The organism is Variovorax sp. FG153, assembly GCF_057809595.1.
Genome location: NZ_JBMDKG010000005.1, coordinates 149,151 through 165,951, shown reverse-complemented (window position 1 = coordinate 165,951; position 16,801 = coordinate 149,151). Strand labels below are relative to the sequence as shown.

Annotated in this window: 13 protein-coding genes; 8 read left to right on the top strand and 5 right to left on the bottom strand. The window is 71.3% G+C overall.

The annotated features are described in order from the left end of the window. Nucleotides 1-10 precede the first annotated feature (10 nt). Both ACODT0_RS08680 and ACODT0_RS08675 read left to right on the top strand, forming a co-directional pair. Nucleotides 11-673 (top strand): DUF3540 domain-containing protein, encoded by a 663-nt coding sequence (locus ACODT0_RS08680; protein WP_261211992.1) that lies wholly within the window; start codon nucleotides 11-13, stop codon nucleotides 671-673. Between the two features lie 13 nt (nucleotides 674-686). Further along, nucleotides 687-1,067 carry a DUF4150 domain-containing protein gene (locus ACODT0_RS08675; protein ID WP_057596865.1) on the top strand — a complete coding sequence of 127 codons (381 nt, stop codon included), beginning with the start codon at nucleotides 687-689 and terminating at the stop codon, nucleotides 1,065-1,067. Between the two features lie 16 nt (nucleotides 1,068-1,083). On the opposite strand, the gene ACODT0_RS08670 is transcribed toward ACODT0_RS08675, so the two are convergent. From ACODT0_RS08670 to ACODT0_RS08660, 3 genes are read right to left on the bottom strand one after another with little or no spacing between them, the layout of a single operon-like run. Then, nucleotides 1,084-1,902 carry a PP2C family protein-serine/threonine phosphatase gene (locus tag ACODT0_RS08670; RefSeq protein ID WP_057596866.1) on the bottom strand — a complete coding sequence of 273 codons (819 nt, stop codon included), beginning with the start codon at nucleotides 1,900-1,902 and terminating at the stop codon, nucleotides 1,084-1,086. Continuing rightward, nucleotides 1,895-4,039, bottom strand: coding sequence for a type VI secretion system-associated FHA domain protein TagH (gene tagH, locus ACODT0_RS08665; RefSeq protein WP_489041065.1), 2,145 nt, complete (start codon nucleotides 4,037-4,039; stop codon nucleotides 1,895-1,897). Before tagH ends, ACODT0_RS08670 begins: the two co-directional genes overlap by 8 nt. 45 nt (nucleotides 4,040-4,084) lie before the next feature. Beyond that, nucleotides 4,085-4,501 carry a TssQ family T6SS-associated lipoprotein gene (locus ACODT0_RS08660; protein WP_057596868.1) on the bottom strand — a complete coding sequence of 139 codons (417 nt, stop codon included), beginning with the start codon at nucleotides 4,499-4,501 and terminating at the stop codon, nucleotides 4,085-4,087. Nucleotides 4,502-4,614: 113 nt separating this feature from the next. On the opposite strand from ACODT0_RS08660, the gene tssJ reads away from it, so the two are divergent. The 6 genes from tssJ (at nucleotide 4,615) to ACODT0_RS08630 (ending at nucleotide 14,496) form a co-directional block, all read left to right on the top strand. Continuing rightward, the gene (gene tssJ, locus ACODT0_RS08655) at nucleotides 4,615-5,142 is read left to right on the top strand and encodes a type VI secretion system lipoprotein TssJ (protein WP_314733648.1); all 528 of its coding nucleotides are present in this window, start codon (nucleotides 4,615-4,617) and stop codon (nucleotides 5,140-5,142) included. A 189-nt stretch (nucleotides 5,143-5,331) separates the two neighbouring features. Next, on the top strand, nucleotides 5,332-6,714 hold the full coding sequence (gene tssK, locus ACODT0_RS08650; RefSeq protein WP_057596870.1) for a type VI secretion system baseplate subunit TssK: 1,383 nt from the start codon (nucleotides 5,332-5,334) through the stop codon (nucleotides 6,712-6,714). 8 nt (nucleotides 6,715-6,722) lie between these two features. Continuing rightward, nucleotides 6,723-8,072, top strand: a complete 1,350-nt coding sequence (locus ACODT0_RS08645) for a DotU family type VI secretion system protein (RefSeq protein ID WP_057596872.1) — start codon at nucleotides 6,723-6,725, stop codon at nucleotides 8,070-8,072. Nucleotide 8,073: 1 nt separating this feature from the next. Then, nucleotides 8,074-11,754 carry a type VI secretion system membrane subunit TssM gene (gene tssM, locus ACODT0_RS08640; RefSeq protein ID WP_489041064.1) on the top strand — a complete coding sequence of 1,227 codons (3,681 nt, stop codon included), beginning with the start codon at nucleotides 8,074-8,076 and terminating at the stop codon, nucleotides 11,752-11,754. Continuing rightward, nucleotides 11,754-12,470 (top strand): type VI secretion system-associated protein TagF, encoded by a 717-nt coding sequence (tagF, locus tag ACODT0_RS08635; RefSeq protein WP_057596873.1) that lies wholly within the window; start codon nucleotides 11,754-11,756, stop codon nucleotides 12,468-12,470. The genes tssM and tagF overlap by 1 nt, the downstream gene beginning before the upstream one ends. A 28-nt stretch (nucleotides 12,471-12,498) precedes the next feature. Beyond that, a complete protein-coding gene (locus ACODT0_RS08630) occupies nucleotides 12,499-14,496 on the top strand; it encodes a serine/threonine-protein kinase (RefSeq protein WP_057598319.1) in 1,998 nt (665 codons plus the stop codon). A gap of 16 nt (nucleotides 14,497-14,512) precedes the next feature. Here ACODT0_RS08630 and ACODT0_RS08625 read toward each other — a convergent pair whose 3' ends face one another. Further along, on the bottom strand, nucleotides 14,513-15,055 hold the full coding sequence (locus tag ACODT0_RS08625; RefSeq protein ID WP_057597339.1) for a cysteine hydrolase family protein: 543 nt from the start codon (nucleotides 15,053-15,055) through the stop codon (nucleotides 14,513-14,515). 53 nt (nucleotides 15,056-15,108) lie between these two features. Next, entirely contained in the window at nucleotides 15,109-16,647 is a 1,539-nt protein-coding gene (locus ACODT0_RS08620) for a YifB family Mg chelatase-like AAA ATPase (protein ID WP_261211987.1), read from the bottom strand. Nucleotides 16,648-16,801 lie beyond the last annotated feature (154 nt).

Sequence of the window (16,801 nt, the reverse complement as noted above, 5' to 3'; positions counted from 1 at the left end):
GGAAAACACCATGAACGTCGTTCCGCTGCGCGTCGCCTCCGACGCCTCGTCCCCGGTTCATTCGATCGGCACGGTCCGCGGCCTGCCGGCCGACGGGCAGTTCGTTGTCGAGGCCGACGACGGCAGCCTGCGCACCTGCCGCCGCGCGGCCAGCTGCCTGCTCAAGCCCCAGACCGGCGACACCGTGCTGGTCTCGGGGCCGGATGCCTACCGCGTGTTCCTGATCGCGGTGCTCGAACAGGCCGATGCCGCCGTCAGCCGCATCGAGGTCGACGGCGCGCTGGTGCTCGGCGGCAACGCGCACCCGGTCGCGATCGAGAGCGAAGGCGAGGTGCGGCTGCGCAGCGGCACGCGGCTCGCCATGAGCGCCGAGCAGTGGTCGATGCAGGCCGACAGGGCCGACTGCCGCACCGACGCGTTGCGCCTCACGGCGAAGGAGGTCGAGGCGACCACCGGCACGGCGAAGCTGTTCGGCAAGGTCTTCGAGACCGTGGCCGACCGCATCGTGCAGATGGCGCGCAACACGCTGCGCATCGTCGACGAGATGGACCAGTCGCGCGTGCGCCACCTGGACTGCAAGGCCAGCGAGACGGCACGCATCCATGGCCGCCACACGACCGTCACGGGGCAGGACCTGGTGAAGGTCGACGCCGCGCAGATCCACATGGGCTGAGGAGGAATCCCGCATGTTCGCCAACTGCCAGCTGTTCGGGATGGATCTCGCGTTCCCCGACGTGTGCCGCACGCCGGTGCCCATTCCCTTTCCCAACATGGCGCTGGGGCCGATGGCCATTCCCAACGCCTGGAACATCCTGTTCATGGGCATGCCGGCCCACAACATGGCGACCGTCACACCGATCACGCTCGGCGACCAGCCCGGCGTGCTCGGCGGCATGATCTCGCAGACCTTCATGCAGCAGTCGCGCCACCTGACGGGCGCCTTCACGGTGCTGCTCAAGGGCACGCCCGCGACGCGCGTCACGAGCGTCACGCTGCAGAACCGCTGCAACATCGTCGGCATGCGGCTGGTGCCGAGCCAGCTCAAGGTGCTGGTGCTGGCGGCCTGAAGCGCCAGCGTCGCGCTCAGCGCGGTGTGGCGGTACCCGCCAGCGTCACCTGCTGCGGAAAGCCCACCCACACCGCGAGCGCCGAGAAGTTGTCGCGCGACTCGTCGGCCTTGGCCTCGGCCGCGCGCCGCAGCAGCGCGAGCCATTCCTCGGCGCTGTCGGCCAGTTGCAGCGAGCGTTCCATGACCTGCTGCGAGATCAGCTGCCACAGCCCGTCGGTGCACAGCAGGAAGGCATCGCCGTCGGCCAGCCGCTGCGTGCCCGAGACCGTGGCCTCGGCGCTCGCGCGCGCGCCGAGCGCGCGGTAGAGCAGGTTGCTCTGGATCAGGGCCTGCGCGCCGTTGGCCGGCACGGCATCGCCCTGGGCCATGCCTTCGCGCGAGCGCTGCGACAGGCTGTGGTCCTCGGTGCGTTCCATCAGCACGCCGCGACGGAACCAGTAGAGGCGGCTGTCGCCCACGTGGGCCCAGCGCGCCTGGCCGCTGCTGCGGTCGACGAACAGCGAGACGAAGGTCGCGCTCATCTTGCCCTGCTCGGCCTGCGCGCGCTGGCGCGCGAGGATCGCGTCGTTGGCGCGCGTCACGCACTGCTGGATGTCCTCGGCCGCCACCGAGGGATTGGCGACGAAGGCATTGAGCGCGGTGTCGACCGCGGTGCGCGCGGCCTGCTCGCCGCCCGCGTTGCCGCCCACGCCGTCGCTCACGACGAAGCAGCCGAACCAGTCGTCGAGGTGGTAGCCGATCGCATCCTGGTTGCCGCTGCGCTCGCCCACGCAGGAGAACTGCGACGTGGACAGCGGGACGGCGAACGGGGTCGTGCGGGTCGCTTCAAGCACGGCGTGCCTCCTTCAAACGTTCCATTTCCCGGTCGTAGGCCTGCTGGAAGGCCCGGCCGAACACGGCCTGGAAGTCGTCCTCGACCGCGGCCGTGGTCTCGGCATGCAGCTGCTGCAGCTGGCGCCACAGGCGCGCCTCGCGCCCGCCGGGCAACAGTTTCTCGCCGAGGCCGCCGTCGTGCGGCGTGTCCTTCTTGAGCGCCTCGGGGTCGAAGCGCTGCAGCACCATCAGCAGCGCGGCGCGCATGCCGGCGACCATGCCGAGCTGGTGCGACTGCAGGTCGCCGAGCGCGTCGTGCACCGCGGCCTCGGGCGGCAGGAAGCCGGGCATGCGCGCGCCGAACATCTGCATCAGCACCGCGCGGCCGTTGGGCAGGATCTTGAACGGGTTGTTCTCCTCGTCCACGATCATCGTGATCTCGGCGCGCACCTCGCGCTTGAGCATCGCGCGCGAGGACAGCAGCTCGATGGTGCCATCGGTGAAGGCGCGCATCAGCCGGCCGAGCCTGCGCATCATCTCGGCGTCGAGCTGCTGCTGGCCCGCGACGTCGGGCACGCCGGCGCCGTCGAGGAAGGCGCGGAACAGCGCCTCGCACGAAGCGGCGGGCAGCGCGGGCGCGGTGTCGGCGGCGGGGCTCGGCGGTGCCGCGACGGCGACCGGTTCGGCCTCCTTCGGCGCGACGACCTCGAGGGGCATCTCGGCCACGGCCGGCGCGGGCGCTGCCACCGGCGCCATGGTCGGGAGCGGCGACGTCGGCGGTGCCTCGGCGGGCGCCTGCATCGGTGCGGGCGCGGTCTCGACGGGCGCGCTCTGCATCGACGCGGTGGGCGGCGCGGCCACCGGCGTCGCGGGCGTTTCCTCGCGCTCGGGCTCGGGCTCGACCATGCGCGCGGGCGGCTGCGCCACGGGCAGCGGCATCGGCGTCGGCGGACGGAACTGGCCCGACACCTCGCGCGCATGGTTCGACTGGCTGAAGCCCGGCACCGTCGGCCGCTTCTCCAGCAGGTCCATCGCGGGATGCACGTCCTCGAGCGCGGGCGCATGCGTCAGCGCGGTGGGCCGCGGATCGGACAGCGGCGAGGGCGCGCCCTGGTCGGCCGCGAACAGCGACAGCGGATCGATGCCGCGCTTGAGCGCGAAGTCGGACACGTCGGTGGTCGCGTCGGGATTCAGCTGGGTCAGCGGATCGGCCGGGTTCCTGCGCGCCTGCGAGGGCAGCTCGAAGGGCTCGTGCGCGAACGGGTCGGGCATGGGCACGGGCGTGGTGTCGACGCGGCGCGGCGCGTTCGCGAGGATCGCGTCCCAGTCGGCCGCGGTGGGCATCGACGAGCGCGCGGCCGGTGCGGGCGCGGGCGCCGCGGGGGGCGGCGGCACCGGCGATGCGAAGGCGGCGGGCGGTGGCGCGAATGCCGGCGGCGGTGCGGGCGCGAAGACCGGCGCGGCCACGGGCGCGGGCGGCCGTTGCACTGGCGGTGGCACCGGTTGCGGTGGCGGCGCGGCATGCGTGTCGCCGATCGGCAGCGCGCCCGCGCCGAACAGGTCGGCGAACACGTCGGACACCGGTGCCTGCGGCAGCAGCGCATCGAGCGGCGCGGCTGCGGGTGGAGGCGATGGCGGATAGGCCGGCGGCATCGATGTCGGCAGCGATGCCGCCTGCGCACCGAAGTCCGGCGCCGACGCGAGGCGCGATGTCACTGGCGACGAGGCCAGGCGCGAACTCGCGGACTCGACCGCGGGCGGCCACGCGACGGTGGGCTCCACGATGGGCTCGACGGCGGCCGGCACGGGCGCGATCGCCGGTGCCGCGCGGCTCGCGGCGGCATGCGCGGGTGCGGCTTCCAGCACGTAGCTGCCGATGGTCACGCGATCGCCCTCGGCGATCGGCGACTCCTGGTCGTGCCGCAGCGTCTGTCCGTTCACGCTGATCGGCAGCACCGCGCTCATGTTGCGCAGCACCGCGCGGCCCGCGTCGTCGAAGCGCACGGTGGCCTGCAGGCGCGAGATCTGCCGCTGTTCGTCGGGCAGCACGAGGTGGTTGTCGGGGCTGCGGCCGATGGTGCCGCCCGGGGCCGCGAGCAGGGCCGACGGGCCCGCGGCCACCGGCCGGCCCGCATGTTCGATCACCGTCCAACGCATGGCATCTCCCAGTTCATGACACGGGCTCCTGGCGCGGGAGACCCGTCAGCGCTTCATCTTCTTGGCGGCTTCGAACGCGGGGCCCCACACGGGATGCTTGCGCTCGGCGATGCTGAGATCGAAGGAAGGGAAGGCATCGAGGATCTTGAGGAACTGCGTGCGGCACTCGGGCAGCTGATTGGCCACGCAGTAGCTGAAGGCCTCGAGCTTCATCGCGGCGAGCCGCGTGTTGGGCTCGGCCGCATCGAACACCGACACGCCGCCGCTCTTGAGCGTGGAGATGGTCTTCGCGTAGTCGCCTTCGTCGTAGGCCTGCTGCGCGCGTTCGAGCGTGGTGCGCGCGACCTGCTGGCTCAGGCGTTCGGGTTGCGGCGGTCCTGGATCGACGGGGGTCTTCGGCGTGGTGTCGCAGCCCGCGACCAGAAAGAGCGGAATCACCAGGGCGCACAGCAATGACTTCAATCTTCTCTCCTGCCTTGCAAAGTTAAGCCCCGATACTGTGCCGCGTCGATATGACGGCACGTCGGCCGACATCGGCGCTGCATGACGTCTCGATACTATAGGCGCGAACTTCGATGGGAGAACCCATGCATCGACGAACCCTGTTGCGAAGCGCGATCGCGACGTCGCCATTGCTCGTTGGACTCGGCGGCTGTGCGTCGACGGCCAAGTCCATGCCCACGCCCTACGCGGTCTCGATCAAGGTCGACGACGGCGTCAACCCCGATGGCCGCGGGCAGGCCGCGCCGATCCTCGTGAAGGTGTTCGAGCTCAAGTCCTCGGGCAACTTCGAGACCGCCGACTACTTCGCGCTGCAGGACCGCGATCGCGAGACGCTCGCGGCCGAACTCGTCAATGCGGACCAGGCCATTCTGCGCAGCGGCGAGGAACGCACCTTCAAGCGCGAGGCCGGCCTCGACTCGCGCGCCATCGGCGTGATCGCGGGCTATCGCAAGCTCGAGAACGCACGCTGGCGCCTCGTGCTGCCGCTCAAGGAGCCCAAGCAGACGAACCTCTACAAGGTGTGGCAGTTCTCTCCGAGTGAACAAAAGGTTCGCATCGTGATCCGCAAGAGCGGTATCGAACTGTTGCCGACTACGTGATTTCGTAGCACTTGCGCGCACGCCCTAATACGAAAGTGCGCCGCACGTAGGCCAAGGCCTCGACGCTGCAAAAACGGTGCAAAACGTAAACATCGCCGTGTAGCATCGACACGCATTGCGCCCATGCAGGGAGGCCGTCTCGACGATGGACCGACCGCACGAGAGTGGCCGCACTCCAGGAGGTTTTCTTTGGTGACAGTTCGCAATCCGGGCGCCATCAGCAGAACGGGCGCCCATCCGCAGGCATTGGCGAATCGCGTGGTGTGGTCCGAGGGCATGTACCTGCGGCCGCAGCATTTCCAGCAGCTGGAGCGCTATGTCGAGCAGTACGTGACGCGCCGCACCGCGGGGCTGCAGGGTGCGTACTGGGGCTGGCTGCACCTGGACATCGATCGCGACGCGCATGCGCTGGGCCGCGTCTCGCTGCTCGGCGGCGCGGGCGTGATGCCCGACGGCACGCCGTTCTCCTTCGGCGTGGAAGACGCGCCCGTGCCCTACGAGGTGCCGAGCGACCTCACCGACGAGCTCGTGGTGCTCGCCTTGCCGCTGCGCCGGCCCGGCAGCGAGGAAGTCATCTTCGCGGAAGACACGACCTCGGCCGCGCGCTTCCACGTGGTCGAACGCGAAGTCGCCGATGGCAACGCGGTTGCATTGGGCCCGGCGGTGCTGCAGCTCGCGGCGCCGCGGCTGCGGCTGGTGCGAGCCTCCTCGCTGACCGCGGAGTGGCAGGCGATCGGCGCGGTGCGCGTGATCGAGCGCCGCACCGACCACAAGCTGGTGATCGACGCCAACTACATCCCGCCGGTGCTCGACGTGTCGGCGCAGCCGATGCTGCGCAGCATGGTGGCCGAGCTGCACGGCCTGCTCACGCAGCGTTCCGAGGCGCTGGCCTCGCGGCTGTCGCAGCCGGGGCGCGGCGGCGTCAGCGAGGTCTCCGACTTCCTCCTGCTCGAGCTCGTGAACCGCTACCTCGCGCTCACCTGGCATGCGCAGCAGGCGGTGCAGGTGCATCCCGAGGAGCTGTTCGTCGACTGGTTCAAGCTCGCCTGCCACCTCGCCACGCACACCTCGCCCACGCGGCGGCCGGTGGTGTGGCCGGTGTACGACCACGACAACCTCAACGAGAGCATCCGCCCGCTGATGGAGGAGCTGCGCCGCTCGCTGTCGGCGGTGCTCGAGCAGAGCGCGATCGCGATCGAGCTCGAGGAACGCAGCCACGGCGTGCGCGTGGGCCGCATGCCCGACCCGGTGCTGGTGCGCAACGCGGGCTTCGTGCTCGCGGTGCATGCCGACCTGCCGGCCGATGCGATCCAGCAGCGCTTCCCCACGCAGGTGAAGATCGGCTCGGTCGAGCGCATCCGCGACCTGGTGCAGCTGCAGCTGCCGGGCGTGACCGTGCGGCCGCTGCCGGTGGCGCCGCGGCAGATTCCCTACAACGCGGGCTACCACTACTTCGAGCTCGACAAGAGCGGCGACATGTGGCGCCAGCTCGAGAAGTCGGGCGGCGTGGCCATGCACCTGGCCGGCGAATTCCCCGGCCTGGCCATGGAGTTCTGGGCCATCCGTCCGTGAGCGATCGCATGAACGGCATCAACGACGTGGCCGTCGGGCCGGGCGGCTTCGTGCCGCCGAATCCGGGTGGCGGCACCAACGGCGGCACCCATGGCAGCAACAACCCGCTGAACGCCCCGCGCGGCCTCGGCGAGCAGCCGCAGGCCTTCACCGCCTTCCACGACACGCGGCGCCCGCATGCGGGCGACACCGCGCTGGCCGGCAACAACCCGCTGGTGGCGGCGGCCAATCCGCTGCTCGACCTGATCCCGCAGATCCGCGCCACCGGCCACCACGACTCGCCCGCGCAGCTGCGCGAGCACCTGGTCGACGAGGTGCGGCGCTTCGAGACGCGCGCGCAGCAAAGCGGCATCTCGCCCGAGGTCATCATCGGCGCGCGCTACTGCCTGTGCACCGCCGTCGACGAGGCGGCCGCGCTCACGCCCTGGGGCGGCAGCATCTGGTCCTCGCAGAGCCTGCTGGTGATGTTCCACAACGAGACTTGGGGCGGCGAGAAGTTCTTCCAGCTGCTCTCGCGCCTGGTGCAGAACCCGCAGCAGCACCTGCACCTGATCGAGCTCATCTACTTCTGCCTCGCGATGGGCTTCGAGGGGCGCTTCCGCGTCATCGACAACGGCCGCTCGCAGCTCGAGACCCTCAAGCAGCGCCTGCTGCAGATCATCCGCCAGACGCGCGGCGAGATCGCGCAGCCGCTGTCGCCGCACTGGCAGGACACCAGCGCGCCCGTGCGCCGCACGCGCAACTGGCTGCCGGTGTGGGCCGTGGGCGCGGTGGCCGCAGTGCTGCTGATGATCGCCTTCGCGCTCCTGACCTTCAACCTCGGCGGCACCTCCGACGGCGCCTTCTCCGCGATCAATGCGGTGCGCCTGCCGCAGACGCAGCGCGCGGTGGCGCAGCCCGCGCCGCAGCCGCGGCTGCAGCGCTTCCTCGAGGCCGAGATCCGCGAGGGCCTGGTCAGCGTGCGCGACGAGGCCGACCGCAGCGTGGTGATCCTGCGCGGCGACGGCCTGTTCGCTTCGGGCGCCGACAAGGTGCTCGACCGCTACGTGCCGGTGCTCAACCGCGTGGCCGAGGCGCTCAACGCGGTCGACGGCAACGTGCTGATCAACGGCTACTCCGACGACCAGCCGATCCGCAGCGTGCGCTTCCCCTCGAACTGGCACCTGTCGCAGGCACGCGCCGACTCCGTGCGCAAGATGATCGGCGCGCGCATGACGCGCCCCGAGCGGCTGCGCGCCGAGGGCCGCGGCGACGCCGACCCGATCGTGCCGAACGATTCGCCGGCCAACCGCGCGCGCAACCGCCGCGTGGAAGTGACCTTGCTGGTCGCGCCGGTGGCACCGCAGGGAGGACGCTGAGATGCTGCGCGCGTTCTTCCGTTTCCTGGTCAGCCGCGACCTCTGGGTCTTCTTCGGCCTGGTCGCGCTGGCCTTCCTGATCTGGATCATCGGCCCGGTGATCGCGGTCGGCCGCTACCGTCCGCTCGAGAGCGAGTTCGTGCGCATCGTCGTGATCGCGCTGATGTTCGCGATCTGGCTGGTGCGCGTGGCCTACCGCAAGTGGCGCGAGCGCCGCCTCAACGCGCAGCTGCTGAACCAGCTGCGCACGCCTTCCAAGAAGGAGAAGGAGGCCAAGCCCGAGGAGGCGCCCGAGATCAAGGAGCTGCAGACCGGCTTCAACGACGCCACCTCGATCCTGCGCAACATGCGCTTCGGGCCGGGCGAGGAGGGCAAGGCCGCGGGCCGCTTCTCGATCTTCGACCGCCAGTACCTCTACCAGCTGCCCTGGTACATCTTCATCGGCGCGCCGGGCTCGGGCAAGACCACGGCGCTGGTCAACTCCGATCTCGACTTCCCGCTGGCCGACCAGCTCGGCAAGGCGGCGGTGCGCGGCATCGGCGGCACGCGCAACTGCGACTGGTGGTTCACCAACGACGCGGTGCTGATCGACACGGCCGGGCGCTACACCACGCACGAGAGCAACCGCGAGACCGACGAGGGCGAGTGGAAGGGCTTCCTCGAACTGCTCAAGAAGTTCCGCCCGCGCCAGCCGATCAACGGCGCGATCCTCACCATCAGCATCGCCGACCTGCCGCTGGCCGACGACGCGCAGCGCGCGCGCCACGCGATGGCGCTGCGCAAGCGGCTGCTCGAGCTGCGCAACGACCTGGGCATCAACTTCCCGGTCTACGTGATGGTGACCAAGGCCGACCTGCTGGCCGGCTTCAACGAGTACTTCGGCGGCCTGAGCCGCGCCGAGCGCGCGCAGGTCTGGGGCTTCACCTTCCCGATCGACGCGAGCGCCGCCAGCGCCAAGCCCGCCAAGGGCGACAAGCGCGCGGGCACCGCCACCACGCTCGAGGGCAGCGACCTGCGCGAGCGCTTCCAGCAGGAGTACCGGCTGCTGCACCAGCGGCTCGACGAGCGCCTGCCCGAGCTGCTGGCCGCCGAGCCCGACCCGATGCGCCGCGCGCAGGCCTACCTGCTGCCGCAGCAGTTCGCGAGCTTCGAGGACATCCTCGGCACCTTCCTGGCCGACGTGTTCAACCCGTCGAAGTTCGAGACCGCGCCGATGCTGCGCGGCGTCTACTTCACCAGCGGCACGCAGGAGGGCACGGCCTTCGACCGCGTGATGGGCGCGATCAAGCGCTACCTGCAGGTCAACGCGCCGCCGGCGCCGCCGCCGGGCCCGGGCAAGAGCTACTTCCTCAAGGAGTTGCTGCAGCAGGTGATCTTCCGCGACGCGGGCGTGGCCGGCACCAACCTGCGCTGGTATCGGCGCAAGCGCGCGGCCGACCTGGTGGGCTACAGCGTGATCGGCGTGCTGCTGGTGGCGCTGCTAGGCGCCTGCGTCAACAGCTGGCACAACAACAAGGAGTACGTGGCCGAGGTCGACGGCAACGCGAAGTCCTTCAACCGCGCCGCGGCGCGCGGCGAGCTGCCGACCGTGGTCGACTCGAGCGGCGACCTCGCGAGTTCGCTCTTGATCCTCGACCGGCTGCGCGACCTGCCGAAGTCGGAGAAGTTCGACATCGGCGACCCGCCCGTCAGCTACCGCTTCGGCCTCTACCAGGGCGAGAAGCTGCAGGCCGCGACCGACGGCGTCTACCAGCGCGCGCTCGAGAGCGTGCTGCTGCCGCAGGCGGCGCAGCGCGTGGAGCAGTCGCTGCGCGAGGCCTCGAAGAACAACCCCGAGTACAGCTACGAGGCGCTCAAGGCCTACCTGATGCTGTACGACGCCGAGCGCTACGACGCCGACTTCCTGCAGGCCTGGCTGCTGACCGACGTGGACCGCAAGGTCGGCGCCGCGCTCACGCGCGAGCAGCGCACCAACCTCGAGTCGCACCTGAAGGCGCTGTTCGGCGGCCGCGTCGTGAGCTCGCCGTTCGCGAAGGACGAGCGCCTGATCACCGAGACGCGCGAGCGCCTCGCGGGCGTGCCGCTGGCGCAGCGCTCGTACGCGCGGCTGCGCCGCATCCTGCTGCAGACCAGCCAGCCCAATGCCTTCACCATCGCCGAGGCCGGCGGCGCCGAGTCGGCGCTGGTGGTGCGGCGCGCCAGCGGCAAGCCGCTGACCGACGGCATCCCCACGCTGTTCACCTACCGCGGCTACTGGGACATCTTCGACAAGCGCATGGCCGAGACCACGCTCGCGCTCGAGCAGGAGGACCGCTGGGTGCTGCAGATCCGCGCGCCCGGCATCACCGACATCACCTCGCGCGAGCTGCTGCTGCGCGAGGTGCGCCGGCTCTATCTCACCGACTACATCAAGGTCTGGGACGACTACCTGGCCGACATCCGGCTGGCCGACAGCCGCTCGCTGCTGCAGAGCATCCAGATGACGCGCGTGCTCTCGACCTCGGAGTCGCCGATGTCGCGCATCATCCGCGGCGCCGCGCGCGAGACCGACCTGCTGCGCAACCACGACGAGGCCGCGCGCAGCCTGCTCGACCAGGCGCAGAACCGCGTGCAGACCACGCGCGAGCGCATCGAGCAGCTGATCGGCCAGCCCGACGGCAGCCAGCGCCGCAACACCGTGCCCGACCGGCCCGAGTCGCTGGTGGACAACCACTTCGAGCCGTTGCGCCGCATGGTGACCGCGCCCAAGCAGGGCGGGCAGGCGCCGATCGACGCCACCGCCGCGCTGATCAACGAGCTCTACAACTACCTGACGGCCACCGACACCGCGCTGCGCAGCGGCAACATCCCGCCGACCAGCGACGCCGTGACCAAGGTGCAGGCCGAGGCCGGCCGCATGCCGGTGCCGTTCCAGGGCATGCTCAACGACCTCTCGGCCACCGCCTCGTCGAAGGCGGCCGCGGTCACGCGCCAGAACATCGGGCAGAACGCGGCCGCCACCATCGGAAACTTCTGCAACCAGGCGATCGCGGGCCGCTATCCGTTCTCGCGCGGCTCCAGCCGCGACGTGGCCGCGGGCGACTTCGCGAACCTGTTCGCGCCGGGCGGGATGATGGACGACTTCTTCCAGAAGAACCTCATGACGCAGGTCGACACCTCGAGCAACCCGTGGACCTGGAAGCGCGGCGTCGACGGCAGCGCCTCGGGCCGCTCGGCCTACCTCGATTCGTTCCAGAAGGCGCAGGCCATCCGCGACGTGTTCTTCTCGGGCATGGCGGGCGGGCGCACGCCCTCGTTCTCGATCGACATCCGGCCCGAGGACATGGACGCCGGCCTCACGCAGATGACGCTGGACATCGACGGCCAGACGGTGCGCTACGCGCACGGGCCGCAGGCGCCCACCACCGTCAAGTGGCCCGGTCCGCGCAACAGCAACCAGGTGCGGCTGCAGGTCACGACCTCGAGCGGCACGCCGGCCGGCGGCATCGTCACCGAGGGCCCGTGGGCGCTGCACCGGCTGTTCGACAAGGCCTCGATCTCCTCGGGCGGCTCGAGCGAGTCGTTCAATGCCAGCTTCGACCTGCAAGGCCGCAAGGTGGTGCTCAACGTGACCGCCAACAGCGTCTACAACCCGCTGCGGCTGTCGCAGATGAGCGGCTTCTCGTGCCCGGGGCGCTCGTGATGAATCCCGGCGCGACGGCGCAGCCGGCCTGGGTGCCCGGCGACGAGCAGGTCGGCTGGTACGGCAAGCTGCCCGCGGCCGGCGACTTCCTGCACCGGCGCATGTCGCGCGAGCTGCAGGCCTGGTGGGATCGCTGGATGCAGAACGGCCTGGGCGCCTTCAAGCGCTGGCCCGACGCCATGACGCGCCACTACGCGGTGGCGCCGGTGTGGAACTTCGCGATCCCCGCCACCCAGGGCGTGAGCGCGGTGCAGTTCGGTTGCATCGCGCCGAGCTGCGACCGCGTGGGTCGCTACTACCCGGTGTGCGTGAGCCTGCAGGTGGACGCGCGCGCCTACCGACCCGCGGTGCTCGAGGGCGCGGCCGCCTGGTACTGGCAATGCGGCAACGCGATGCTGCAGGCGATCCGCCATGGCGTGGCGCCCGAGCACTTCGATGCGCAGGTGCTGGCCGCGGGCCATGGCGGCTTCCAGCCGGCCAGCGGCGGCTCGGACGACATCCTTTCGATCCTCGGGCCTACGTCGGCGGGCGAGGGCGCCCAGCAGCGGCTGGGCTGGCCGGAGCTTCCACTGTGCTTCGACGCGTTCGGAAGCACGAGCTACTGGTGGACCAACCAGGCCGACGGCTCGCCGCTGCGGACCGCGGCCCATGGCGGCGGCCTCAACACGCCGCTGTTCTCGAAGCTTTTTTCCCAGGGGCACGTGCCATGGGCGTGAGAGTCCCGATGCATGAGGAGGAACAAGAATGACGACGGAAGGACGCACCGGCCCTCCGGTGGGCACCGACCCGCAGGAGCGACCGCACCCGCTGGCCATCGGCCACCGGCTCGACGAGTTCGAGCTGCTCGAGGTGATCGGCGAAGGCGGCTTCGGCATCGTCTACCGGGCCTACGACCACTCGCTGCAGCGCGAGGTCGCGATCAAGGAATACATGCCCTCGATGCTCGCGCGGCGCATCGGCGACGACAGCGTGCACGTGCGTTCCGACCGGCTCACGGCCACCTTCCAGGCCGGGCTGCGCAGCTTCATCAACGAGGCGCGCACGCTCGCGCAGTTCAGCCACCCGGCGCTGGTGCGCGTGCATCGCTTCTGGGAATCGAACTCGACCGCCTACATGGCGATCCAGCTCTACAAGGGCCGCACCCTGCGCCGCCTGGCCGACGAGGAGCCCGGCACCATCTCCGAAGCCTGGTTGCTCGGCATGCTCGGGCCGCTGCTCGGCGCGCTCGAGACGCTGCACCGCAGCGGCTGCTTCCACCGCGACATCGCGCCCGACAACATCTTCATCCAGCAGGACGGCCTGCCGGTGCTGCTGGACTTCGGCGCCGCGCGCAAGTCGATCGCCGACCTGGTCGACGAGGTCGCGGTGATGGTGAAGTCGGGCTATTCGCCGATCGAGCAGTACGCCGACGACAACACGCTGCTGCAGGGTGCCTGGACCGACCTCTACGCGCTCGGCGCGGTACTCTACCGCGCCGTCACCGGCCATCCGCCGCCCTCGGCCGTGGTGCGCAGCGTGCAGGACGCCTACGTGCCGCTCGCGAGCATGAACCGGCCCGACCTGAGCCCGGCCTTCTGCGCCGCGGTCGACCACACGCTGGCCGTGCACAGCAAGGACCGCACGCAGACCGTGGCGGCCTTCGCGGCCGAACTCGGGCTCGCCAAGCTCGGCGACATCTACGTGAGCGGGCTCGCGGCGCCAGCACCCGTGGCGCCCATCGTGCCCGCGGTGCCGGTCGCGCCGCCGGCCGAGCCCTACGTGCCGGTCTCGGCGCCCGCGCCCTTCGATGCGTTGCCGCCGGCCGCGCCCGTGCCGCCGCCGGCCGAGCCGCCCGCGCGCGCGCCGAGCGCGCGGCGGCCCGCGAACAAGAAGTCCTCGCTGCCGCGCTGGGGCGTGGTCGGCGTGCTGGTGGTGGCGCTGATCGCCGTCGGCAGCTGGATCGGCCTGCGCATCACGCAGTCGCCGCCGCCCACTTCCACCGCGATGGCACCGCCGGCGCCGCCGCCGGGCGCGCCGATGTCGAACCCGGCCTCGCCTCCGGCCGTGATGCCGCCGGCCGCGCCAGCCTCGGCCGCCGTGGCGGCCGCGTCACAGCCGCCCGCGGCCGATGGCGGCGGCGTCGCGGCCGCGCCCACGGCCGGCAATTCGCCGATCGCCGTGCCGCCGGCCACCGCGCCGGGCAGCAACGGCGCGCTGAGCCCGCTCGACAACGTGCCCGCGTCACCGCCCGCGAGCCCGCCGCCCGAGCCCGCGCTGGCGATCAGCGAGGCCGAGGACTGGAACCTCGCGCAGGCCGAGAACACGCGCGAGGGCTACGAGGCCTACCTGCGCCGCTACCGCCGCGGCCCGCATGCGCGCGACGCGCGCAATGCCATCGCCGAGCTCAACCGGCTCGCGCAGCCGGCCTCCACGCAGCCGGTGCTGGCGGGCACCGTGCCGCCGGGCACGCCCGGCGTGCCGGGTGCGCCGGGTGCCGTGCCCCCGGTCGCGGGCGGCACGGCGGTTCCACCCGTGCCGGGCGCCGCGGCCGGCATGGGCCGCGTGACGCTCAACATCCGGCCCTGGGGCCAGGTCTTCGTCGACGGCGCCGACCGCGGCGTGAGCCCGCCGCTCAAGTCGCTGTCGCTGCGCCCCGGCATCTACAACATCGAGGTGCGCAACGGCGACCTCGAGGTCTACCGGCAGCGCGTGACGGTGCAGGACAGCAAGTCGGCGCCGGTGGTGAGCCACGAGTTCAAGTAAGGGGCGAAGGCGGCGGTCAGCCGAGCAGGCTGGCCGTCGCCGCCACCCGGGCGTACTCGCCCTGCAGGTTGGCCAGCGCCATCGCGTGGACCTGCTCCGCGTCGAAAGTTGCACCGTCGATGCCCGCGCGGTCGAAGGCGAAGCTGGCATCGGACACCACCGTGACCGCGAAGCCGAGGCAGCTGGCGCTGCGCGCCGTGGCCTCGACCGACATGTTGGTGGCCACGCCGACCACCACGAGTGCCTCGATGCCGCGCACGCGCAGCCAGCGCTCGAGGCCCGAGTGCGCGAAGGCATCGGTCACGTTCTTCTCGACCACGTGCTCGGTGGGCAGCGGTGCCAGCGCGTCCTGGAATTCAGCGCCCGGCTGGCCCGGGAAGAACACCGAATCGGCGAAGCGCGACATGTGGCGCACATGGACCACGGGGCGGCCGGTGGTGCGCCAGTGCATGAGCAGGCGCTGCACCTGGGCTTCCGCGCCGGGGTTGTTGCGGCGGCCCGCGCGGGGCTCCTGCATGCCTTTCTGCATGTCGATGACGAGGAGGGCGCGATCGGTCATGGCGGGCCTGGAGTGAGCGGGATTGCGCCGCACTCTAAGCGATGCACGGGGCGCTACAGGCCTTTCTGCAGCGCCCGCCGGTACTGCACCGCCTCCGCCACATGCGCCGTCTCGATGACCGGTGCCCCCGCGAGGTCGGCGATGGTGCGCGCAACCTTGAGCGCGCGGTGCGTGCTGCGCGCCGACCAGCCGAGCCGGGCGGCGGCCGTGTGCATGAAGCGGCGCGCCTCGTCGCCGAGCGACGCATGGCGGTCGATGTCGGCGCCCTGCAGCGCCTGGTTGGGTCGGCCCTGGCGTTCGATCGCGCGTTCGCGTGCGGCGACCACGCGCGCGCGGATGGCGGCGGTGGTCTCGCCCGCGGGCGCGTCGAGCAGCTGCGGCGCCGAGATCGCGGGCACTTCGATGTGCAGGTCGATGCGATCCAGGAGCGGGCCGCTGAGCTTGCGCTGGTAGCGCGCCACCTGGTCGGGCGTGCAGCGGCAGGCTTTCGTGGGGGCGCCCAAAAAGCCGCAGGGGCACGGATTCATCGCAGCCACGAGTTGAAAGCGCGCGGGGAACTCGGCCCGCCGCGCGGCCCGCGCGATGGTGATGTTGCCGGTCTCGAGCGGCTCGCGCAGCGCCTCGAGCGCGGCGCGCGAGAACTCGGGGAACTCGTCGAGGAACAGCACGCCGTGGTGCGCCATCGAGATCTCGCCGGGCCGCGGCGGCGAACCGCCGCCCACCAGCGCCACCGCGCTCGAGGTGTGGTGCGGCGACGCGGTCGGCCGGTGCATCCAGCGCTCGGTCGAGAAGCGCCCGCCCAGGCTCGCGATGGCCGCGCTCTCGAGCGCCTCGTCGATGCGCATCGGCGGCAGCAGGCCGGCGAAGCGCTGGCCCAGCATCGACTTGCCCGAGCCCGGCTCGCCCATCATCAGGAGGCTGTGGCCGCCGGCCGCGGCGATCTCGAGCGCGCGCTTGGCGCCCGCGTGGCCCTTCACGTCGGCCATGTCGGCATAGGCGGGGGCATCGGCTTGCGCGGACGCATGGGCGCGCGACCAGCCCTCGTCGTCCGCCTCCAGGCCCGCCTGCGCATCGGCCGGCAGGAAGCGCCGCACCACGTCGAGCAGGTGCCTGGCGCCGTAGACCTCGCCGCCGGGCACCAGCGCGGCCTCGTCGGCGCTGGTCGCGGGCAGCACCAGCCGGGTGGCGATGCCGCGCGTGTGCAGCGCGAGCGCCATCGCGAGCGCGCCGCGCACCGGCCGCAGTTCGCCCGACAGCGAGAGCTCGCCCGCGAACTCGTGCCCCGCGAGCCGCGCGCCCTCGATCTGGCCGCTGGCCGCGAGGATGCCCAGCGCCATCGGCAGGTCGAAGCGGCCCGAATCCTTGGGCAGGTCGGCCGGCGCCAGGTTCACGGTGATGCGCTTGTTGTGCGGGAACTCCAGCCCGGCGTTCTGGATGGCCGAGCGCACGCGCTCGCGCGCCTCCTTGACCTCGGTCTCGGCCAGCCCGACCAGCGTGAAGCTCGGCAGGCCGTTGGCCAGATGCACCTCGACCGTGACACTGGCCGCTTCCAGCCCGAGCAAGGCGCGGCTTTGCACCAAAGACAGACTCATCCTTCACTCCCTCCCTATATTGGTGCGCCCGATTCCGGTCGTCGCGGGCGTCTTGTTCTTTTTTCAGTGCAAGCCACAAAGCCTTGCGCTTGTAACTATTTTTGGCTTCTTCCCGGGAGGGCGCTTCAACCGGTCGCCGGGGGATGTGCACTTT